This window comes from Oxalobacteraceae bacterium OTU3CINTB1 (assembly GCA_024123955.1).
GTDB lineage: Bacteria > Pseudomonadota > Gammaproteobacteria > Burkholderiales > Burkholderiaceae_D > Rugamonas.
Window position 1 is genome coordinate 2,901,966 of record CP099652.1, and the last position, 22,237, is coordinate 2,924,202.

Sequence of the window (22,237 nt, forward strand, 5' to 3'; positions counted from 1 at the left end):
AAGTAAAAAAAGCACAACACCATTATTACATGCTTACTTATTAATTGAAATCATCAAATTTCCCGTGTCGTTAAATAGTCGCGTGGAGGATTAACACATTTGCCTCCATAGTGTCGCACAGTCCCGCATGCGGAAGTAAAGTAGACAGCATAACACTATTGTGACTATTGTTTTGCAATGTTATCGGCCGTAGGCGGCGGCCCGGGTCGCAAATATGTCGCCCGGCAGCCCGTGCCCAAGTGAGGGATCATGGCTGGATTTTGGGCGCCGGCGCCGGTGCCGCCGGGCAGCCGGACCAGTTGCCGTTGGCGGGGATATGCTCGCCTTTCATGACCAGGGTCAACGCGCCGAGACGGGCGTTATCCCCTACAACGGCGCTGTACAGCACAGCGCTGCGCGGTCCCAAATAGACGCGCGCGCCGATGGTCACCGTGTCGATTTTCATCACCCGGTCCTCGAACAAATGGGTCTGCGGACAGGTAAGGGCATTGAGTTCGCTGTAATCGCCGATGCGCACGCAATCGAACTCCGTGATGTCGGTGGTATCCAGATAAACGCCTTTGCCGATTTTTGCGCCCATCAGGTTAAAGGCCAGCGGCAGCCACGGCGTGCCGCGCAGGTAGCGCATGAAGTTGGGCACGGCGATACCCTCATAGAGATTGGTGACGCCCTCGGACAGCCAGACGAACGGCGTCCACATCGGCGCCGAGCGCTTGCGGTAGCGGCCGATCAGTATCCACTTGAGCAGCGCCACGAACACGTAGTTGCCGACGCCGTAGACCAGCCCCGCCAGGGTCAGGTCCCAGATCACCTCCGCCCAGCGGCCCGCGCCTGCCGCCGGCATTACCTCCATCACCAGGGTGTAGCCGACCGCGATCACCAGCGCGTGCGGCGCGACGATGCGGAACGCTTCGATCAGGCCACGCCCGAGCCGGCGCATGGGCGAAGGGTGGAATGTCAGCGATTCCGGATAGCCGCTGGTCTGCTCGCGCGCGGGCAAGTTGATCGGCGGGGAGCCGAGCCAGGTGTCGCCGCTGCGCACGCGCGCGTTGTCCGGGGCGCGCGAATGCACGCCGATCAGCACCCCCTCGGGCAGCACGGTGCCGTCGGGGATGTAGGCGCCATTGCCGACGAAGCTGCGGTTGGAGATCACCGTCGGCTGCATCGTCATCCAGCCGCCGTCGATTTCCTCGTCGCCCAGCATGACCGCATCGGCGATGAAGGTCTCGTCGCCCAGGGTCAGCATGTCCGGCACCACGCCCAGCGCGGTGGAGATCTCGGCGTCCTTGCCGACCTTGGCGCCCAGCAGGCGATACCAGTACGGCGCGAATACCGTGGCGTAAATGCCGTGCAGGACCTGCAGGCTCGATTCCTGGATCTGGCTGACCAGCCATTTGGCGCAGTAGGTGTTGCTGTGCACCGCGAAGCGGCCCGGCTTCAGTTTCGGCAGCACGGTCCAGCGGATCCCCGCCGACAGCAGCGCCGTGAGCAGGATCAGCACCGCGCTGGCCGGGAACGCCAGCAGGAAGTAGCGCAGCAGGCGGATGCCCATGCCGTCGCCCTGGATCGCCGGCATCACGCCGGCTTCATCGAACCAATCGATCAGCACAAAGCTCGGGAATACCGGCATGAAGAACAGCGTGACGATCAGCAGGATGCCGGCGACGAAGAACAAGCCTTCGCCCAGGCTGCGCGCGCGTGTCAGCTCTGGGCGCGGCGGCAGGCGCGCGGGATCGAAGGCGCCGGCGTCGCGCGCCGGCGAGCCTGCAAACATGCGGCCCGCCGGCACGCGGGCGCCATCGCCCAGCGCCGACTGGCCGTCCAGGTGGCCCTGCGCTTCCACATGGGTGTTCCCTTCGAGGATGGCGAAGGAGCTGACGCAGGCGTCGCGCTCCAGCGTGATTTGCCCCAGGCGCAGCACGCCGCGTTCAACGCGGGCGTTTTCGAAATTGACGGCGTTGCCGATGCTGGCGTTGTCGGCGATGGTCAGCAGATCGGGCGCGCGCACGCTCATCGAGCCGATCGTGACGTCACGGCCGATCTTCGCGCCCAGTGCGCGCAGCCACCAGGCGTTGAGCGACGAACCACTCAACAGATACGCCGGCGCGGCTTCGACCAGGCGGTCGGCCAGCCACCAACGGTAGTAGGTCAGGCCCCACAGTGGATAGTCGCCGGCCTTGATGCGGCCCGCGATCAGCCATTTGCCGCCGATGGCGATGGCGAACTCCATCACCGTCGCCAGCAGGAACACGCCGACCGAGGCGGCGATGGCGCGCTTGACCGAATCGCCCGGATCGCCGGTGAAGAAGTGATAGGTGAAGAATGGCGCCAGCCACTGCGCCATGCGCAGCGCCACCAGCGCCGGCATCACCGCCGCCTGGGCCAGACCGCAGGTCCAGCGTTTGACGGCGGAAGGTGGCGTCCACTCGGCTTCTTCTTTGCTGGCGCTGTGTGCCTGGCCGAGCACCTGGGCGATCTTGCCGACTTCGCGCTGCTGGTAGATGTCGCGCACGGTCACGTGGGCGTAGCGCGGATCGGCGCGCAGGGCCGAGGCCAGGCGCGCGGCGAAGAACGAGTGGCCGCCAAGGTCGGAGAAGAAATCGGCGTGGCGCAGTATCGGCTGGCCGGGGAACAGTTTGGCCAGCGCGGCGAACAGCGCCTCCTCGGCCGGCGTTTCGGGCAGGTCGGAATCCTCGCCGCCGCCAGCCGGCGCGGTGCTGAGCGGGGCGGCCTTCAGTGTTTTGCGGTCGATTTTGCCGGAGGTCAGGCGCGGCATGGCGTCCAGGATTTCGTAGCGTCCCGGGACCATGTAGGGCGGCAGCTTGTCAGCCAGGCCGGCGCGCAGGGCGCGCGGGTCCAGGGTCGCAGTCGATCCGGCGCCGGCTTCGGCGACCAGGTAGGCGACCAGCTGGTCGATGCCGTCGTCCTTGCGCAGCAGGACCGCCACGGTGCCGACGCCGTCGGCATGCGCCAGCAGCGCCTCGATCTCGCCCAGCTCCACCCGGAAGCCGCGTATCTTGACCTGATCGTCGGCGCGGCCCAGGCATACCACTTCGCCGTCGGCGGCGATGCGCGCCAGGTCGCCAGTGCGGTACAGGCGCTCGTCATGGCGGCCGGTGGACCAGGGATTGGGCAGGAATTTTTCCGCCGTCAGGTCGGGGCGCCCAAGGTAGCCGGCCGCCAGTCCGGGGCCGGTGATGCACAACTCGCCGATTTCGCCGCGCGGCAGCAGGCGCAGGGGCGCGCCCGGCGCGGCATCGGGATTGGCCTCGATCACCAGCAGGCCGTAGTTGGGCAGCGGCGTGCCGATGGTGACCGGATGACCCGAACGCAGGCGCGCCAGGCTGGCCGACACCGTCGCCTCGGTCGGGCCGTAGGTGTTGAACATCTTGCGGCCATCGCGCGACCAGCGTTCGACCAGCGATTCCGGACACATCTCGCCACCGAGGTTGATCAACCGCAGGCTCGGCACGTCCTGGTTGAACAGCGCGAGCAGGGTGGGGACGGCGTGCAGCACCGTTACCTGGTGCTGGTCCAGCATGCGCGGCAGCGTTTCCGGGTCGCCGCTGATCTCCTTGGGGCCGATCCACAAGGTGGCGCCGGCCAGATAGGCGATCCAGATCTCCTCGAACGACATGTCGAAGGCCACCGAAAAGCCTTGATACACCTTGTCGGCGGCCGTCACGCCCAGCACCGCGTTTTCGCTGCGCAGGAAGTGGCAGATACTGCGCTGGGTGATTAAAATGCCTTTGGGCTTGCCGGTGGAGCCGGAGGTGTAGATCACGTACGCCGGCAGGTCGGGCGAGACCTCGCCGCGCCGCGCCGCCGGCGGGTTGGCGGCGTCCAGCAGCGCCTCCGCCGTCCACACCGGGCGGCCGATGCCGGCCAGGCGCGGCGCAAAGGCGGCGCAGGTCAGCACGCCGGCGCCGTCGGCGTCGTCCAGGCACACTTGCAGGCGGTCGACCGGGGTGTCCTCATCCACGGGCAACCACGCCGCGCCGGCCTTGGCGATGCCGGCCTGCAGCACTAGCAACGCGATCCCGCGCGGCAGCCACAGTCCGACGATCTGGCCCGGCCGCACGCCGGCCTCGATCAGGCGTCCGGCCACCAGATCGGCCTGCGCATCGAGCTCGCGGTAGGTGAGTTGTCGGTCGCCGGCGATCAGCGCGATCTGGTCGGGCGTGCGGCGCGCGGTCGCCTCCAGCAGGTCGGCCAGGATCTCCTCGCGCAGCAGTTCGCCTTGCTGGTGACCGTAAAGAATGTCTGCGTGCGTTTGTGGAAGCGTAAGGCTGGGTGTTGCTGGCTGGTTCATGCTCAAACTTTATTAGTGGCGTGCTCTCATTGTACGGTACGCCTGTATCTTCCTCGATGGGAAGAATGCAAGTTCTGCTTACAGCCTTTACAATAGGAAATAAGAACCCCTGATTCATTCGCCGTTTCAAAAAGGAGTCGCATGTTACCGAACCGTCCTCATATCGCCCCGATGCAATTTGACGATCCGATTGCCGCTTACGAACAGGTTCTGGCCATTTATGACGCCAACATCGCCCACCTGCGCGATGCCATGAAACGCTTTGTCGCCGGCGAAGACCTCGGCGAGCACGTCCGCGCTTGCTATCCCTTCGTCCGAGTCCATACCGATACCGTGGCCCGCGCCGATTCGCGGCTGGCCTTCGGTTTCGTCGCCGGTCCCGGCACCTACGAAACCACCTTGACGCGGCCGGACCTGTTCGCCCGCTACTATCAGGAACAGTTCCGCCTGCTGCTCAAGAACCACGGCCACCACCAGCAGGTGCGGCTGGAGGTGGGCACCAGCGCGCAGCCGATCCCGATCCATTTCTCGTTCGCCGAGCACGAGCACATTGAAGGCAGCATGACGGCCGAACGGCGCCTGTTGATGCGCGATGTCTTCGATTTGCCGAATCTTGCCGCGATGGACGATGGCATCGCCAACGGCACCCACGAACCGCCGCCGGGCGAAGCGCATCCGCTGTCGTTGTTCACGGCGCCGCGCGTCGACTACTCGCTGCAGCGGCTGCGCCATTACACGGGCACCTCGTGCGAGCACTTCCAGAAGTTCGTGCTGTTCACCAATTACCAGTTTTACATCGACGAATTCGTCAAGCTGGGCCACGAGTTGATGGCGGCGGCCGGGCCGGAGCACGACTACATCGCCTTCGTCGAGCCGGGCAATATCGTCACGCGCCGCGTCGGCGAGTCGGTGCAGGCGGTGGACGCGCTCGGCGCCGCGCTGCCGCGCCTGCCGCAGATGCCTGGCTACCACCTGATCCGCGCCGACGGCACCGGCATCTCGATGGTCAACATCGGCGTCGGTCCGGCCAACGCCAAGACCATCACCGACCACATCGCCGTGCTGCGTCCGCACGCCTGGCTGATGCTGGGCCACTGCGCCGGCCTGCGCAACACGCAGGAACTGGGCGATTACGTGCTGGCGCACGGCTATGTGCGCGAGGATCACGTGCTCGACGAGGATTTGCCGCTGTGGGTGCCGATTCCGCCGCTGGCCGAGGTGCAGGTCGCGATCGAAGCGGCGGTGGCCGAGGTGACCCAGCTGACCGGACACGACCTCAAGCGAATCATGCGCACCGGCACGGTGGCCAGCACCGACAACCGCAACTGGGAATTGCTGCCACAGCGCACGCCCGAGCGCCGCTTCAGCCAGAGCAGGGCGATCGCGCTGGATATGGAAAGCGCCACCATCGCGGCCAACGGTTTCCGTTTCCGGGTGCCGTACGGGACCTTGCTGTGCGTCAGCGACAAGCCGATGCACGGCGAAATCAAGCTGCCGGGCATGGCCAACAAGTTCTATCGCGACCGTGTCGACCAGCACCTGCGAATCGGCATCCGCGCCGTGGAAATGTTGCGCGACCTGGGTGTGGATCGTTTGCACAGCCGCAAACTGCGCAGCTTCACCGAGGTGGCGTTCCAGTAAGGTCGTGGGCCGGGGAACGTCGGCGCAAAAGCTGCGCGCCGATCGCGGCGATTACCACTACGGCCCCCAGCGCAATGGCCTTCTGTGCCGTTCGAGCGGGAGGGCGTTGGCCGCTGTGGATGCCACTCGCTCCGGCGGGTGGCGTATAGAGGCTGCCGGTGGTGTCGCCGGCCGGCTCCGCCCGCTGCGACCATGCGTTCATAAACCGGTTCATCAGCGAGGCGGCGAGGGGGCTGGCCAACTGGCCGAGCTGAAGCAGCAGCGCCGGCATGCCGATCACCGTGGTGTCGCGCGGATGCTCGGCCAGTTTAACGATGGCCGCAGCCACTTTTTCCGGCGCCAGTGCGCCCGGTGGGTACTTCAGTCTGGCGCCAGTGTAATTCGCTGCATGGGAGACGCCCGGCGTATCGACAAACGTCGGATAGACGTCGCAAATATGGTTGTTCGGATAATCATGTGATTCCGCCCGCAACGCGGAGCTGAAGCCGCGCAGGCCGAATTTGCTTGCCGCGTATGCGGCCGCGTACGGCGAGGTCACGAATCCGCCAGCCGAAATCATGTTCACCCAAATGCCGTGCCCTTGTGCCCGGAAGATCGGCAGCACCGCGTGCGCGTCGTTCATATGGCCGATCAGATTGGTCTCGACCACGCGTCGGTGGTCATCGATCGGTACGTCCAGGTATTTGCCGACCGCGCCGATGCCGACATCGCTGAACCACAGGTCGATTCCGCCCAGGGTGTCGCGCGCCTGGGCGGCGAAGGTCGCCACGGCGGCGGCGTCGGTAACGTCGACAACGCCAATCTCGGCGTTGCCACCGGCCTCGCGGCAGCGCCGGGCGATGTCTTCGAGGCCTTCCTTGCCGCGCGCGCCGAGTATGAGATGGGCGCCTTGGCGGGCGAACGCGATCGCCGTGGCGGCGCCGATGCCGCTCGACGCGCCAGTGATGACGACCCGAAGATTGCTATGTTTCATACGCCTCATCCCGAACTGGTGGAGAACAGATCCATCCTCGCACGGAGCGCCGGACGACAGCGCCACCTTGCCTCGCTGCAAACTGCCTCGTTGTGGATTTGCCGGGACGCTTGCAAAATCACGTGCTACTATCGCAGCCGCTTTACGATGCAAAATGACAATAATATTTTTGGAGAACTCATGAACTTGAAAACGCTGACCGCCAACGCGCTCTTCGCCTGCGGTGCCATCCTGTCCATCCACGCCCAGGCCGTCACAGTGGATTTTGAAGACGTGCCGGCCTACACCGACGTCGATTTTTCCTCGAACGGCTTCGATTTTAGCCTGGTCGGCGATGGCGCCGCCGTCACCTCCACCGGCGCCTTCTGCACCCCGCAGTGTCCGGACAACGGCACCCGGTATTTCGTCGCGCCATATGGCCCGGAGACCACATCGCTGACAATGACGAAGACCGGTGGCGGCTTGTTCGGCCTGTCCAGCTTTGACGGCGCCGGCGCCTTCAACTTCGGCGAAGGCTCCAATTCCATTCCGAATCAGATCGACGTCACCGGCGTGCTCGCGGGCGGTGGAACCGTGTACCAATCCTTCCAGATCGATAAATCGACAGCCAGTAACGGCGGTCTCAATTTCACGTCGTATGCCTTCTCGTCGGGCTTCACCAACCTGGTGTCGGTCCGCTTTAGCAGCAGCGGCAGCGAGTGGGCCGAGTACAATGGTTTTTCGGTCGATAACATCAACGCCACCGCCGTCAGCGCCGTTCCCGAAGTGGAAACCTACGGCATGCTGCTGGCGGGACTGGGCGTGATGGGCTTCGTCGCGCGCCGCCGCCGCCAAGCCTGAATCGGTTCAGGCGCCGAGCCGGCAGCGGTCCTGGACAGGATCGCTGTCTATTCGGTTTGCGATCGCGTCGCCAGCGCCACGATCGCGGCGCCGGCGGCGACGATCAGCAGGTCTTCAATCAGCCCGCTGCGGGTTTGACCGATACTTGACATCGCCCGCTTGCGGCCCGCGAGCGTCAGATAGGCGAGCGGCACGGCGGTTGCTACAGCGACCGCCGCACCAGTTTTCTCCTTGCCCTCCGGCGCGAGGGCCGCGCCAGCGATACCGGCGCTCGCCACCCTTGCCAGCAGTCCCAGAAAGACGGTGCGGTCAGGCGCCGTTTTCATCTTGTCGCCCAATAGTTCGCCCGCCCCCATAGCCAAGGCACCGTACTTGAACAGTGGCCGATCCAGAAGTACCAATTTTCCCGTGGTGTGACGGTTCGCCAGGCGTGCGGCCGAAAGGGTGGCCATCGGCGTCATCGATCGCGCGCTGGCAACGGCGCCGATCAAAGCGGAAGGAAGCAGGCTGCTGAGTTTCATTTTGTTACTCCTGGTTGGTGATGCTGGTTGACTCTGGTATCCGGTGATGAAAAAAGTCTAGCATCAGCGCCGTCTGCCACGGCGCACGGGGCAACTGTCGTCCATCGCGTTGCGTGCGGTAAGCCACCATACGGATCAGCTCGTGTCCGAATGACAGACTTGACCCCGGTCGATTTTCGGTATCGATACCTTTTTCGGTATCAAAAACCCGAAAAAATTGATTGGTTTGTTTTTTGCCCAGCCCCTAAGATGAAATCCGAAAGTTGCACCCAGCGTGGCAACTCTCTAATAAAACAGATAACAGACAAACACTGGAGACCTATGAACTACCTCACATCCGGGACTTGCGAGTCCCAGGCGAAGCATCGCCTCGTCCTCAAATCCAGCGTTGCAGTACTGGCCGCGGCCGGCCTCCTGAGCGCCTTCCCGGTTTTGGCACAAGATACTTCGGCGGCTCCAGCCGTCACCGCACCGGCCGCCGCTGAATCCCCGGCCGCCGCCGCCGTCGACACCACGCCCGCACCCGCAGCCGTTGTCACCGTGACCGGCGTGCGCCGCGCCGCGCAAACCGCGCAGAAGATCAAGCAGGATTCGGACAACGTTATCGATTCGATCGTCGCGGACGATATCGGCAAATTCCCGGACACGAACGTGGCCCAGACCCTGGCGCGCGTCAGCGGCATCCAGGTGCGCCGCGACGCCGGTGAAGCCAATACCGTGCTGATTCGCGGCTTGCCCGGCATTGCCACCTTGATCAATGGCCGCGAGATGTTCACCACCACCGGCCGCTATATCAAACTGGCCGACATTCCTTCGACCATGCTGCAACGCGCCGACGTCTACAAGTCGCAGAGCGCCGACCAGGTGGAGGGAGGCATCGCAGGCGTGATCGACGTGCGCACCAACCGTCCGTTCGACTTCAAGGACTTCACCGCCAGCGCGCAGGTCGGCGCCAAGAACAAGGACAAGGCCAAGGCCACCGATCCGGAATTGTCCGGCATGGTGTCGAACCGCTGGAAAACCGGCATCGGCGAAGTGGGGGCCTTGTTCGGCGTGTCGTCGATCAAGGACCGCTTCCAGGAGGAGCGCGCGTTCCAGACCTTCCCGATCGATAAAAGCTTCGCCGCGCCCAACCTGACCGGCCCCGATCTGGTTGGCCTGCAGGACGTTCACGGCCAGCGCAAGCGCCAGGCCGCGAACTTCGCGCTGCAGTGGAAGCCGAACGCCGATCTGGAAGTGTATGCCGAGGGCCTGCATTCGGTGTTGAAAAACACCGAGGAGACCGATTTCTTCGTCGGCCTGCCATGGGCGACGTCCGCCGACCAGATCAAGGTCACCAAAATCCCGGGCACCAACCAGACCGACACCATCACGTCGACCAACGCGTTCACCATCCTGTCGACACAAGGCCGTGAGAATACCAGTACCGCTTCGCAGTATGCGGTCGGCGCCAACTGGCGCGTTGCGCCGGGCCTGCGCGCGACCACCGAGCTGGCGACAACGCGCAGCAAATTCGATTGGGTCAATCCGATCCTCGACACCAGCCTCAATGTCGAAAACGTGTTCGTCAAGACCAACGTCAACGGCGGCGCGTTCGTCCAGTATCAGAGCCCGGCCCTGAACGATCCAAGCAAGATCTTCCTGTCGCAGTTCTTCGACCGCTACGGCATGGATCGCGGCAAATCGACCGACTGGCGCGGCGACGTGACCTACTCGCCTGAGGCGGACGGTTTCTTCAAGGAGTTTAGCGGCGGCCTGCGTCTCAACGAGCGTACCGCCAGTTCGATCAAGTCGTTCGAGGGCAGCGTGCCGACGCCGGCCGGCATCGCCATGTCCAGCATTCCGGGCCTGTCGTGCAGCACCACGGAGTTCTCCGAGAACTACGGCACGCCGAAGTGGTCGACGCCTTGCGCCGGCTATTTGATTAACAATACGTCGGTGATCCGCGCCGCCGCCACCGGCAACGCCGCAGCCAGGGCGCTCGATCCGGCCTCCCGCTTCTCCAACAAGGAGAAGAACTACGCCTTGTACGGCAAAGCGAAGGTCGGTTTCGACCTGGGCCAGTTCCCGGTCGATGGCGTGGTCGGCGTGCGTGTGACCAAGACCGACTCGGATATCGAGGCTAACGACAGTGTCGATGGCGTGCTGGTGCCGACCTCCAAGGACTCGTCCAACACCGAAGTGCTGCCGAGCGCGAACTTCAAGCTGGAATTGCGCAAGGACTTGCTGGCGCGTTTCGCCTACGCGAAGACGATGACGCGGCCGGACTTCGGCCAGCTCAACCCCGCCACTGCGTACATCAAACCGAACGGCACCACCAACGTGGCGACGGCGAGCGGCGGCAATTCGGACTTGAAGCCATTCACCGCGCAGAACTTCGATACCTCGCTCGAGTGGTACTTCGCGCCCACCGGTTCCATCAGCGGCACGGTGTTCCGTCATAACTTTGACGGCTACATTATGAACCGTGTGATATCGGAGACGTTCCAGGGCATTCCTTACAATACGACCCGGCCGTTCAATACCGACAAGGGCCACCTGCAGGGCGTCGAACTGGCCTACCAGCAGTTCTATGACGGCTTGCCTGGCTGGTTGAGCGGCTTCGGTTTGCAGGCCAACGTGACCTACAGCGAAGGCGGCGTGACCGCGTCCGAGAACAAGGACATCGAAGGCAAGCCTTTCGCGGGTATGTCGCGGCTGTCGTACAACATCGTGGCGCTGTACGAGAAAGAGGGCTGGTCAGCGCGCCTGGCGTACAACTGGCGCTCGAAATTCGTCGACACCTATGCGGATACCCCCGACAGGAACAACCCGAACCTGGTGCCGAAAGATTTGATCGTCAAGCCGATGTCGTCGCTCGATGGCTCCCTGAGCTACAAGGTCAGCGATCACGTCACCGTCAACCTGACCGGCACCAATCTGTTGAACTTCAAGTTCCAGGACTACTGGTCGGATTCGAAGATCTTCCCGCGCGATACGCGCCGTTATGATCGCACGGTGGGCCTGTCGATGAACTTGAAGTATTAAAAGTTGAACTCTTGATGTCACCACGTCGTTAAAAACTATCCCGCTTTGGCGGGATAGCTGCATTTTTAAGAGGCTGTAAATGTCGAATCAAAAATTATCGCTGTTGGAAAAAGTGGGCTTTGGCGCCGGTGACATGGCGCTGAACGTGGTGATTTCGTCGATGATGTTGATCATCACGTTCTTCTACACCGATATCTATGGACTGAAAACCTCCGACCTGGCCTTGCTGTTCCTGGTCGTCAAATTCGTCGGCGCCATCGCCGACCTGGTGGTGGGCCAGCTCACCGACCGCTATGCCAGCGCGCGCATGGGCCGCTATCGCCCCTGGCTGCTGCTGCTCGCCGTCCCTTACGGCATCAGCGTGTTCTTCGTCTTCACCACGCCCGACTGGGGCTACGACGCGAAACTGATCTGGGCCTATTCGACCTACATCATCATGACCATCATGACCTCCGGCGTCGGCGTGGCGTATATCTCGCTGCCGAGCAGCCTGACCAACGATCCGCAAGAGCGCCTTTCGGCCAACGGCTACCGCCTGTTCTTCGCCAAGGTCGGCGCCTTCATGGTGACGGTGGTGGTGCCCGTGCTGTCGGAGCGTTGGGGCGGCGGCAACGCTGCCACCGGCTACCAGGCGGCGATGGCGGTGATGGCGGCGATGGGCGTGGCGCTGTTCCTGTTCTGCTTCTTCACCACCAAGGAGCGCGTGATCCACGTGGTGCAGCGCCAGTCGCTGTGGACGCAGCTCAAGCTGCTGCTGCAAAACGACCAGTGGCTGATCCTGTGCGGCGTGTGCGTGACCGGCACCATCGGCTACGTGCTGCGCGCGACGGCGGCCATCTACTACGTCAAATATTATCTTGGCGGCGGCACCGCCACCGTGGCCACCTTCCTGTCGATCGGCGTGGTCGCCGCGATCCTGTCGATGGTCGCCTCGACCTGGATCACCAAGTTCTATTGCAAGGTCAAGCTGTTCCGCTGGAGCCAGATCGCCGTCGGCGTGATCAGCGCCGCGATCTACTTCTTCGTCAAGCCGGGCGACATCATGCTGGCGTTCGTGCTGTACTTCGTGCTGTCGTTCGTGGTGGACTTGCACGCGCCGGTGTTCTGGTCGGCCATCGCCGAGACCATCGACTACGGCCAGGTCAAGACCGGCAAGCGCGTATCGGGCTTCGCTTTCGGCGGTATCTCGGTGTGCCAGAAGGCCGGCATGGGCGTGGCCGGCGCGCTGGCCGGCGGCCTGCTGACGTATTTCCAGTATCAGCCGAACCACGAGCAGACCGCGTTCGCGCTGCACGGCATCGTGCTGATGATGACCCTGATTCCCGGTTTCTTCCATACCCTGATGGGACTTTTGATGTTCAAATACCGGGTGACCGACGAGTATTACACGGAAGTGAAGAAGCAAATGGGAGCCGATTCTTATGTGGCAGTCTAATTTTTTGGAAAACGAAGCAATGGAAAGCAAAGACGTACTGCAGCCGCTGATCGAACAGCGCGCCGATCCTTTTATCATCCGCCACAGCGACGGCTATTACTACTTTACCGCCTCGGTGCCGCAGTACGACCGCATTGAGCTGCGCCGCGCGACAACCATCGCCGGCCTGGTCGATGCCGAGAAGGTGGACGTCTGGTTCAAGCCGGAGACCGGCATGTACAGCGAACTGGTTTGGGCGCCGGAGATCCACTTCAACCAGGGCGCCTGGTATGTCTACTTCGCCGCCGCGCCGAGCCGCGAGATCAAGTACAAGTTGTTCCAGCACCGCATGTACGCGATCCGTAACACCAACGCCAACCCGCTGGAAGGCGAGTGGGAGTTCATGGGCCAGATCGACACCGGCATCGACACCTTCTGCCTCGACGCCACCACCTTCACGCACAATGGCCAGTTGTACTACCTGTGGGCGCAGAAGGACGTCGCCATCGAGGGCAACTCCAACCTGTACATCGCGCCAATGAAGACGCCGTGGCAGCTTGGCGGCCCGCCGGTCATGCTGAGCAAGCCGGAATTCGACTGGGAGATCCGTGGTTTCTGGGTCAACGAGGGCCCGTCGGTGCTGAAAAAGAACGGCAAGATCTTCATCAGCTATTCGGCCAGCGCCACCGATGAGAACTACGCCATGGGCCTGCTGTGGGCGGACGAAAATGCCGACCTGCTGGACCCTGCCTCGTGGACCAAACTGAAGGAGCCGGTGCTGCAAACCTGCTTCGAGCACGGCGTCTACGGCCCGGGACATAACAGTTTCACCATTGGCGATGATGGCGAAACTGTCATGTTGGTTTATCATGCAAGGACCTACACCGAGATTATCGGCGACCCGCTGTGGAATCCCGACCGTCATACCTATGTCAAGCCGCTCAAGTGGGACGGGCAGGGCATGCCGGTCTTCGGAAAGCCGTCGATCGCTTAACTTCGGTCCGTGCGGCCGGTCGTGCGCGACCGCCTAAGAATAATCGCGGCGGCCGGTGGGTTCATTCCCCCGGCCGCCGACTCATTTGAAAGCTGAAAGTCCTATCATGCAAGCTTCGATCACTGAATCCCCGTTCGGCCAAATGGCCGACGGCCGCGACGTCACCCGCTACACGCTGACCAACGCCAACGGCATGGTCGTCAAGATCATCAACCTGGGTGGCGCCATCACCGAAATCCATGTGCCGGACCGCAGCGGCACGCTGGCCGATGTCAATTGCGGCTACGACGATGTCGCCGCCTACATGGGCGAATCGCATTACTTCGGCGCGTTGATCGGCCGTTACGGCAACCGTATCGCCAACGCCCGTTTCACGCTCGACGGCGAAACCGTTGCGCTGGACGTCAACAATGGCGCCAATCACCTGCACGGCGGGACCGACGGCTTCCACCGCCGCCTGTGGACCGGCGAAACCTTCACCACCCCGAATTCGGCCGGCCTGATACTGAGTTACGTCAGCGCCGATGGCGAGCAGGGTTATCCCGGGAATCTGGAAGTCACCGCCATCTATGAGCTGCGCAACGATAACGAATTGCGTATCGCCTTCCACGCCATCACCGACAAGGCGACGCCGGTCAACCTGACCAACCACGCTTATTTCAACCTGGCCGGTAAGGGCGATATCCTGGGCCACGAGTTGACCATCGTGGCAGACGCCTACACGCCGATCGACGATGCGCAGATCCCGCTGGGCGATCTGCCGCCGGTCGCGGGCACGCCGTTCGACTTCCGCACGCCGCACGCGATCGGCGAGCGTATCGACCAGGATGACGAGCAATTGCGCAACGGCTTTGGCTACGACCATAACTTCGTGCTGAAAAAATCGCAGCCGGGCGCGCTGGAGATGGCGGCCCGCGTGCGCGATCCGGCCTCGGGCCGGGTGCTGGAGGTGTGGAGCCAGGAGCCGGGCATCCAGTTCTACAGCGGGAATTTCATGAATGACAAGATGGCCGGAAAAGGGCAGATCTACAGCTATCGCAGCGCCTTCTGCCTCGAACCGCAGCATTTCCCGGATTCGCCGAATCGCCCCGACTTCCCGTCGACGATACTGCGTCCGGGCCAGGAATACTCAACGGTAATGGCTTATCGCTTCAGTACCGACGCCTGATCCGCTCGCCGCAACCCGCCGATACCGTTTTTGATATCGAAGTTGATTAATAATTTATTGGAAAGATATCTCAGTCCATCTTAGTATGCTTTATCGATGCGGGGGCATGACATTCACGTTCCCGCACAGGAAAATACTGAGGAGAAATGCATGTCTGACAATGACAACAAGAAGGTAAAGCTGCGCTCCGCCGAATGGTTCGGCACCCAGGACAAAAACGGTTTCATGTACCGCAGCTGGATGAAAAATCAGGGCATTCCTGATCACGAATTCCAGGGCAAACCGATCATCGGCATTTGCAACACGTGGTCCGAGCTGACCCCTTGCAACGCCCACTTCCGCAAACTGGCGGAACACGTCAAACGCGGCATCCTCGAAGCCGGCGGCTTCCCGGTCGAATTCCCAGTATTCTCCAACGGCGAATCGAATCTTCGTCCAACCGCCATGTTGACCCGTAACCTGGCCAGCATGGACGTCGAAGAATCCATCCGCGGCAATCCAATGGACGGCGTCGTCCTGCTGGTCGGCTGCGACAAGACCACGCCGGCACTGTTGATGGGCGCCGCCTCGGTCGACATCCCGACCATCGTTGTCACCGGCGGCCCGATGCTGAACGGTAAACTGAACGGCAAGAACATCGGCTCCGGCACTGCCGTCTGGCAGTTGCACGAGCAGGTCAAGGCCGGTGAACTCAGCATGCACGACTTCCTCGCGGCCGAAGCGGGGCACTCCCGCTCCGCCGGTACCTGCAACACGATGGGCACGGCGTCGACGATGGCCTGCATGGCCGAATCGCTGGGCACTTCGCTGCCGCACAATGCCGCCATTCCAGCCGTCGACGCGCGCCGCTACGTGCTGGCGCACATGTCCGGCATGCGCATCGTCGACATGGTCAAGGAAGACCTGAAGCTGTCGAAGATCCTGACCAAGGAGAATTTCGAGAATGCGATCCGCGTCAACGCCGCCATCGGCGGTTCGACCAACGCCGTGATCCACTTGAAAGCCATCGCCGGCCGTATTGGCGTCGATCTGGAACTGGAAGACTGGACCCGCGTCGGCCGCGGCATGCCGACCATCGTCGACCTGCTGCCGTCGGGCCGCTTCCTGATGGAAGAGTTCTACTATGCTGGCGGTTTGCCTGCCGTGATCCGCCGCATGGGCGAGGGCAAGCTTCTGCCGAACCCTAAGGCGCTGACCGTCAACGGCAAGACCATCTGGGAAAACTGCCAGGACGCGCCGATCTACGACGACGAAGTGATTCGTCCGCTGGAGAAGCCGCTGCTGAAGGATGGCGGCATCTGCATCCTGCGCGGTAACCTGGCGCCGCGCGGCGCCGTGCTGAAGCCATCGGCGGCAACGCCTGAACTGATGCAGCATCGCGGCCAGGCCGTGGTGTTCGAGGACTTTGAACACTATAAGAGCCGCATCATCGATCCGGACCTGGTGGTCGATGCGAACTCGGTGCTGGTGATGAAGAACTGCGGCCCGAAAGGTTATCCGGGCATGGCAGAAGTTGGGAACATGGGCCTGCCGCCTAAATTGCTGGCGGCCGGCGTCAAGGACATGGTCCGCATCTCCGACGCCCGCATGAGCGGCACCGCCTACGGCACCGTCGTGCTGCACGTGGCGCCGGAAGCGATGGCCGGTGGCCCGCTGGGCATCGTCAAAGATGGCGACTGGATCACTCTGGATTGCGCAGGCGGTTTGCTGAACCTGGAAATCTCGGACGCCGAAATGGCCGAACGCCAGGCCGCGCGCGTGCCGGGCAGCGCGCCGGGTCCGAAGACCGGCTACCAGCAGCTCTACATCGAACACGTGCTGCAAGCGGATGAAGGTTGCGACTTCGATTTCCTGGTGGGGAATCGTGGTTCGGCAGTTCCTCGTCATTCGCACTAATGAAATTCGGAGATACCATGTTACTCGTACAATTCAAGAACGAACAAGGCGCGCGCCAGATCGGTGTGCTGGAACAAGACACCATCCGCGTCATCGAAGGCTACAGCACCACCTACGCGCTGGCCCAGGATGCGATCCGCAAGTCGAGCGGACTGGCCGCATTGGTTGAGAAGTCTGTCGGCAGCGCGACCGCTTCGTTCGAAGCCGTCGCCGCCGCCGGCCGCCTGCTGGCGCCACTGGACCACACCGACGACGCCCATACCTACGTCACCGGCACCGGCCTGACCCACCTGGGCAGCGCCGACACCCGCGACGCCATGCACAAGAAAATCGGCGGCGACGTCGAAAGCCTGAGCGACTCCATGAAGATGTTCCGCATGGGCGTCGAAGGCGGCAAGCCGGCCGCAGGCGAAGCCGGTGTGCAGCCGGAATGGTTCTACAAGGGCGACGGCTCGATCGTGGCCGCCAGCGGCCAGGACCTGAGCATGCCCGATTTCGCGCTCGACGGCGGCGAAGAGCCGGAAGTGGCCGGCCTGTACGTGATCGGCGACGACGGCCAGCCTTACCGCGTCGGCTACACCATCGGTAACGAATTCTCCGACCACGTGACCGAGCGTCAAAACTACCTGTACCTGGCGCACTCCAAGCTGCGCGCCTGCGGCCTTGGCCCGGCATTGCTGGTCGGCGAAGCGCCGGCCAACATCCAGGGCACGTCGCGCATCTACGACGTGGACGGCAAGGTGCGTTGGGAGAAGGCCTTCTTCAGCGGCGAACAGAATATGTCGCACACCATCGGCAACCTGGAACATCACCACTTCAAGTACCCGCTGTTCAAGCGCCCAGGCGATGTGCATATCCACTTCTTCGGCACCGCCACCCTGAGCGTGGCCGATAACATCGTCGTCAAGCCGGGCGAAACGTTCGAGATCGATTCGCCGCAGTTCGGCCCAGCCTTGCGCAACAAGCTGACCGTGTACAAAACCGAAGTAGCGAAAGTTAAAACCTTATGATCATCACCGGCGATTCGCTGATTGGCGGCCAGGCCGTCAAAGGCACCGGCGCCGCTTTCCGCGCCTACAATCCATCGCTGCAGCAGTCGATGGACCCTGAATTCACGACGGCGGACGTCAATCAGATCGACCAGGCTTGTCGCCTGGCCGAAGCGGCGTTCGACACTTTCCGCTCGCTGAGCGACGAGAAGCGCGCCGTGTTCCTGGAAACCATCGGCGAACAAATCATGGCCCTGGGCGATCTGCTGGTGGAGCGCGTGATGGCCGAAAGCGGCCTGCCGCGCGCCCGTGTTGAAGGTGAACGTGGCCGCACCGTCGGTCAGTTGAAATTGTTTGCCAACCTGCTGCGCGAAGGCTCTTGGAACGACGTCCGCATCGACAAGGCGCTGCCGGAGCGCGCGCCGCCGCGTCCCGATATCCGCATGCGCATGATCGGCCTCGGTCCGGTCGCCGTTTTCTCGGCCAGTAACTTCCCGCTGGCGTTCTCCGTCGCCGGCGGCGACACCGCGTCGGCCTTTGCGGCCGGCTGCCCGGTGGTGCTGAAGGCGCACTTCGCCCATCCCGGCACGTCGGAACTGGTTGGCCGCGCTGTCGTCAAGGCCGTTGAAATCTGCGGCCTGCCGGCCGGCGTATTCGCGCTGCTGAACGGTGTGGGCAACGACATCGGCCAGCAGGTTGTGCGTCATCCGTCGATCAAGGCGGTCGGATTCACCGGCTCGCGTGGCGGTGGCCTCGCGTTGATGGCGGTGGCCGCTGCGCGTCCCGTGCCGATTCCGGTGTACGCCGAAATGAGCTCGATCAATCCTGTTTTCCTGCTGCCGAAGGCGTTGGCCAGCCGCGCCGAGGATTTGGCCGCCGGCTTCTCCGCCTCGCTGGTACTGGGCGTGGGCCAGATGTGCACCAACCCGGGCCTGGTGATCGGTATCGCCGGCCCGGACCTGGACCGCTTCAAGGCCGCTGCATCCAAGGCTCTGGAAGGCGGCGCCGCCTGCGCCATGCTGTCGCCGGGTATCGCCGGCAGCTACAAGCGCGGCATCTCGCAACTGGCCGACAACGCCGACGTCAACACGCTGGCGCTGGCGCCGCAGTCGGAAGGCAAGGCCGCTCCGGCGCTGTTCGACACGAGCAGCGCGGCGTTCCTGGATCAACACGTGTTGTCCGAGGAAGTATTCGGCCCGGCCTCGCTGGTCGTGGCGTGCAAGGACATCGCTGAAATGCGCCAGATCGCTGAAGAACTGGAAGGCCAACTGACCGCCACCTTGTTGATGGACGAAGCGGACCTGGACGCAGCGCAGCAGCTGCTGCCGGTGCTGGAACGTAAAGTCGGCCGCATCCTGGCCAACGGTTATCCAACCGGCGTGGAAGTATGCAGCGCCATGGTCCACGGCGGCCCGTTCCCGTCGACGTCCGATGGCCGCAGCACTTCGGTCGGCACCGGCGCGATCACGCGTTTCCTGCGTCCTGTCTCGTACCAGAACCTGCCGCAGCCGCTGCTGCCGCAAGTGCTGCGCGACGAAGGCGGCGCGCCTTGGCGACGCCTCGAAGGTGAATTGAACCACAAGTGATTGTGGTGGCTGTACCGGCCCCGCCACGGCGGGGCTTTCGTCTATAAAAATAACGGAGATTGTATGACCCAATTGGCTAAATTCGCCAGCCTGCGCGGCAAGCGCGTGTTCATCACCGGTGGCGGCACCGGCATCGGCGAGGCGATGGTGATTTCCTTCGCCGAGCAGGGCGCAAAAGTCGCCTTCGTCGACATCGCCCGCGACGCCAGCCTGGAGCTGGTTCGCCGCGTCAAGGAAGCCGGCTACCCCGAGCCGGAATTCCGCGTTTGCGACATCACCGACATTCCCGCCTTGCAGTCCACGATGGCCGAATTGGCCGGCATCATCGGTTCCTTCGACATCCTCGTCAACAACGCCGCCAACGACCAGCGCCACGCGACCCAGGACGTCACCGTCGATTATTGGAACGAGCGTATCGCCATCAACCAGCGCCCGATGTTCTTCACCTGCCAGGCTGTCTTCGAGGGCATGAAGGAAAAGGGCGCAGGCTCGATCATCAACGTCGGCTCGATCTCGTGGCAGGTCAAGAATGCCGGCTATCCGGTGTACGCCACCTCGAAGGCGGCGACCCATGGCCTGACCCGTGGCCTGGCGCGCGAATTCGGCGCCCACGGCATCCGCGTCAACACCGTCACGCCGGGCTGGGTGATGACCCAGCGCCAGATCGACCTGTGGCTGGACGAAGCGGGCGAGCAGGATATCAAGCGTAACCAGTGCATGCCGACAAAGCTGATGCCACAGCATATCGCGTCGATGATTTTGTTCCTGGCCGCCGACGACGGCGCCATGTGCACCGCCCAGGAGTTCATCGTCGATGGAGGATGGGTATAAGTAGTGACGTAGTAGAAGCACCAGCAACACCGTTCGCCGCCCCGGAGACACCACCCTTAGAGGTGGCGGGGCTACATAACCCTAAAAAATTGGTGAGAACATGGTGAATAGATTTATCTCCGCGGTCGCGGTGGGCGCCACAGCCGCGTCCACCGCCTTCGCGGCTTCCCCTGGCGCGTTGACGAGCCCCGACCGTCACATCAGCGTCCAGCTGAATGCGGCGCCCGGCAAACCCCTGACCTACACCGTCTCCCGTGACGGCAAACCGGTGCTGCTGGCATCCGAACTCGGTCTGCAACTTCAAGGCGCCGATCTGGCTGGCGCGTTGACCATCGCCGCCAGCTCCAAGGTCGGCACCGTCACCGACAAGTACCAGATGGCCACGGGTAAAAAGCGTGACATCACCTACAGCGCCAACGAACAAACCTACTCCGTGCAGAACGCGAAGAAGCAGAAGATGGACATCGTCTTCCGCGTGTCGAACGACGGCGTCGCCTTCCGCTACATCGTCGCCGAGCCGTCGCTGCCACGGAAAAAACTGATCCAGGAACGCACAACGTTCGCGCTGCCGGCATCGGCCAAGGCCTGGCTGCAGCCGATCGCCGTCGCGCAGACCGGCTGGGGGCGGACCAATCCTTCCTACGAAGAGCACTATCAGATGGACATCCCGGTCGGTACGGTCTCGCCGTCGCCGGCCGGTTGGGTGTTCCCGGCGCTTTTCAAGGCCGGCGACAACTGGCTTGCGATCTCGGAGGCGGGCATGGACGGTAGCTTCCAGGGCTCGCGCCTGGCGCCGGACTCCAAAGGCGGAAAGTACAGCATCGGCAACCCGATGAAGGAAGAAGTCTATCCCGATCGCGGTCTGCTGGCCGACGTCGAAGGCACACTGACTTCACCATGGCGCCTGATGGCGGTTGGGTCGCTGGCGACCGTAGTTGGATCGACACTGGGTACCGACCTTGCGGCGCCGGCGATCGCCTTCGACAGGCAACTGGTCAAGCCGGGCCACGCTTCCTGGAGCTGGGCGCTGCTGAAGGATGACGCCACCGTCTACGACGTGCAGAAGAAGTTCATCGACTACGCCGCCGACATGAAGTGGGACTACACCCTGGTGGACGCCGATTGGGACCGCAAGATCGGCTACGAGAAAATGAAGGAACTTGCCGACTACGCCGCGACCAAGAACGTCGGCGTGCTGGTTTGGTACAACTCGTCCGGCCCATGGAACGCGACCGAGTATTCGCCGAAAAGCAAATTGCTGACGCACGAGCAGCGCGTGGCCGAGTTCAAGCGCCTGCGCCAGATGGGCGTCAAGGGCGTCAAGATCGACTTCTTCAATGGCGACGCGCAGTCGATGATCGCCTACTACGTCGATATATTGAACGACGCGGCAACCGCCGGCCTGCTGGTGAACTTCCACGGCGCCACGCTGCCGCGCGGCTGGACCCGCACCTGGCCCAACCTGATGACGATGGAGGCCGTGCGTGGCTTCGAGTTCACCACCTTCGAGCAGGCCGACGAGAACAAGATGCCGACGCACGCGGCGATGATGCCGTTCGCCCGCAACCTGTTCGACCCGATGGATTTCACGCCGATGGTGTTCGGCGACATCCCCAAGATCAAGCGCACCGGCAGCAATGGCTTCGAGCTCGCGACATCGGTGCTGTACGTCTCCGGCATCCAGCACTTCGCCGAAGTGCCGGAGGGGATGGCGACCGTGCCGGCCTACGTCAAGGGCTTCCTGCAAGAGCTGCCGCGCAGCTGGGACGACAGCCGCCTGGTTGACGGCTTCCCCGGCAAATACGCGGTTGTTGCGCGCCGTGCCGGCGACACCTGGTACATCGCCGGCATCAACGCCACCGAATCCGCCAAGGCCCTGACACTGGACTTGTCCTTCGCCGGTGGCAAGCAAGGCACGATCATCGCCGACGGCGAAGAGGGCGAACGGAGTTTTAGCCAGCGCAGCATCGCTGCCGGCAAAAAAGCAGCAGTAACCATCAAGCCGCATGGCGGCTTCGTGATGACAATAAAACAGTAATCAGGAG

General features: G+C 63.0%; 14 protein-coding genes. 11 read left to right on the forward strand and 3 right to left on the reverse strand.

Features of this window, described 5'->3' with window-relative positions:
* Positions 1-247: 247 nt before the first annotated feature.
* Complete coding sequence (locus NHH73_12750; GenBank protein USX29091.1) at positions 248-4,312, reverse strand: amino acid adenylation domain-containing protein; 4,065 nt, start codon at positions 4,310-4,312, stop codon at positions 248-250.
* Positions 4,313-4,453: 141 nt separating this feature from the next.
* On the opposite strand from NHH73_12750, the gene NHH73_12755 reads away from it, so the two are divergent.
* Positions 4,454-5,953 (forward strand): AMP nucleosidase, encoded by a 1,500-nt coding sequence (locus tag NHH73_12755; GenBank protein ID USX29092.1) that lies wholly within the window; start codon positions 4,454-4,456, stop codon positions 5,951-5,953.
* Here the strand turns inward: NHH73_12755 and NHH73_12760 are convergent.
* Positions 5,931-6,926, reverse strand: a complete 996-nt coding sequence (locus NHH73_12760; GenBank protein ID USX29093.1) for an SDR family oxidoreductase — start codon at positions 6,924-6,926, stop codon at positions 5,931-5,933. The genes NHH73_12755 and NHH73_12760 overlap by 23 nt on opposite strands.
* A gap of 180 nt (positions 6,927-7,106) precedes the next feature.
* On the opposite strand from NHH73_12760, the gene NHH73_12765 reads away from it, so the two are divergent.
* On the forward strand, positions 7,107-7,766 hold the full coding sequence (locus NHH73_12765; GenBank protein USX29094.1) for a PEP-CTERM sorting domain-containing protein: 660 nt from the start codon (positions 7,107-7,109) through the stop codon (positions 7,764-7,766).
* A gap of 47 nt (positions 7,767-7,813) precedes the next feature.
* On the opposite strand, the gene NHH73_12770 is transcribed toward NHH73_12765, so the two are convergent.
* Entirely contained in the window at positions 7,814-8,287 is a 474-nt protein-coding gene (locus NHH73_12770) for a hypothetical protein (GenBank protein USX29095.1), read from the reverse strand.
* A gap of 321 nt (positions 8,288-8,608) precedes the next feature.
* Here NHH73_12770 and NHH73_12775 point away from each other — a divergent pair, with 321 nt between their 5' ends.
* From NHH73_12775 to NHH73_12815, 9 genes are all read left to right on the forward strand, one after another.
* Complete coding sequence (locus tag NHH73_12775) at positions 8,609-11,314, forward strand: TonB-dependent receptor (protein ID USX29096.1); 2,706 nt, start codon at positions 8,609-8,611, stop codon at positions 11,312-11,314.
* A 79-nt stretch (positions 11,315-11,393) separates the two neighbouring features.
* The gene (locus NHH73_12780; protein USX29097.1) at positions 11,394-12,749 is read left to right on the forward strand and encodes an MFS transporter; all 1,356 of its coding nucleotides are present in this window, start codon (positions 11,394-11,396) and stop codon (positions 12,747-12,749) included.
* Between the two features lie 19 nt (positions 12,750-12,768).
* Positions 12,769-13,722 (forward strand): glycoside hydrolase family 43 protein, encoded by a 954-nt coding sequence (locus NHH73_12785; protein ID USX29098.1) that lies wholly within the window; start codon positions 12,769-12,771, stop codon positions 13,720-13,722.
* A 106-nt stretch (positions 13,723-13,828) separates the two neighbouring features.
* A complete protein-coding gene (locus NHH73_12790) occupies positions 13,829-14,890 on the forward strand; it encodes a galactose mutarotase (GenBank protein USX29099.1) in 1,062 nt (353 codons plus the stop codon).
* A gap of 150 nt (positions 14,891-15,040) precedes the next feature.
* A complete protein-coding gene (locus NHH73_12795; GenBank protein USX29100.1) occupies positions 15,041-16,786 on the forward strand; it encodes a dihydroxy-acid dehydratase in 1,746 nt (581 codons plus the stop codon).
* A gap of 17 nt (positions 16,787-16,803) precedes the next feature.
* Positions 16,804-17,796 (forward strand): GguC family protein, encoded by a 993-nt coding sequence (gguC, locus tag NHH73_12800; GenBank protein ID USX29101.1) that lies wholly within the window; start codon positions 16,804-16,806, stop codon positions 17,794-17,796.
* Positions 17,793-19,361, forward strand: a complete 1,569-nt coding sequence (locus NHH73_12805) for an aldehyde dehydrogenase (NADP(+)) (GenBank protein ID USX29102.1) — start codon at positions 17,793-17,795, stop codon at positions 19,359-19,361. The genes gguC and NHH73_12805 overlap by 4 nt, the downstream gene beginning before the upstream one ends.
* Before the next feature lie 63 nt (positions 19,362-19,424).
* On the forward strand, positions 19,425-20,192 hold the full coding sequence (locus tag NHH73_12810; GenBank protein ID USX29103.1) for an SDR family oxidoreductase: 768 nt from the start codon (positions 19,425-19,427) through the stop codon (positions 20,190-20,192).
* A 100-nt stretch (positions 20,193-20,292) separates the two neighbouring features.
* Positions 20,293-22,230, forward strand: a complete 1,938-nt coding sequence (locus tag NHH73_12815; protein USX29104.1) for a glycoside hydrolase family 97 protein — start codon at positions 20,293-20,295, stop codon at positions 22,228-22,230.
* Positions 22,231-22,237 lie beyond the last annotated feature (7 nt).

Coding starts and splice junctions, on each gene's coding strand:
- NHH73_12750 (USX29091.1), bottom strand. CDS start 4,312: ATGAACCAGCCAGCAACACCCAGCCTTACGCTTCCACAAACGCACGCA.
- NHH73_12755 (USX29092.1), top strand. CDS start 4,454: ATGTTACCGAACCGTCCTCATATCGCCCCGATGCAATTTGACGATCCG.
- NHH73_12760 (USX29093.1), bottom strand. CDS start 6,926: ATGAAACATAGCAATCTTCGGGTCGTCATCACTGGCGCGTCGAGCGGC.
- NHH73_12765 (USX29094.1), top strand. CDS start 7,107: ATGAACTTGAAAACGCTGACCGCCAACGCGCTCTTCGCCTGCGGTGCC.
- NHH73_12770 (USX29095.1), bottom strand. CDS start 8,287: ATGAAACTCAGCAGCCTGCTTCCTTCCGCTTTGATCGGCGCCGTTGCC.
- NHH73_12775 (USX29096.1), top strand. CDS start 8,609: ATGAACTACCTCACATCCGGGACTTGCGAGTCCCAGGCGAAGCATCGC.
- NHH73_12780 (USX29097.1), top strand. CDS start 11,394: ATGTCGAATCAAAAATTATCGCTGTTGGAAAAAGTGGGCTTTGGCGCC.
- NHH73_12785 (USX29098.1), top strand. CDS start 12,769: ATGGAAAGCAAAGACGTACTGCAGCCGCTGATCGAACAGCGCGCCGAT.
- NHH73_12790 (USX29099.1), top strand. CDS start 13,829: ATGCAAGCTTCGATCACTGAATCCCCGTTCGGCCAAATGGCCGACGGC.
- NHH73_12795 (USX29100.1), top strand. CDS start 15,041: ATGTCTGACAATGACAACAAGAAGGTAAAGCTGCGCTCCGCCGAATGG.
- gguC (USX29101.1), top strand. CDS start 16,804: ATGTTACTCGTACAATTCAAGAACGAACAAGGCGCGCGCCAGATCGGT.
- NHH73_12805 (USX29102.1), top strand. CDS start 17,793: ATGATCATCACCGGCGATTCGCTGATTGGCGGCCAGGCCGTCAAAGGC.
- NHH73_12810 (USX29103.1), top strand. CDS start 19,425: ATGACCCAATTGGCTAAATTCGCCAGCCTGCGCGGCAAGCGCGTGTTC.
- NHH73_12815 (USX29104.1), top strand. CDS start 20,293: ATGGTGAATAGATTTATCTCCGCGGTCGCGGTGGGCGCCACAGCCGCG.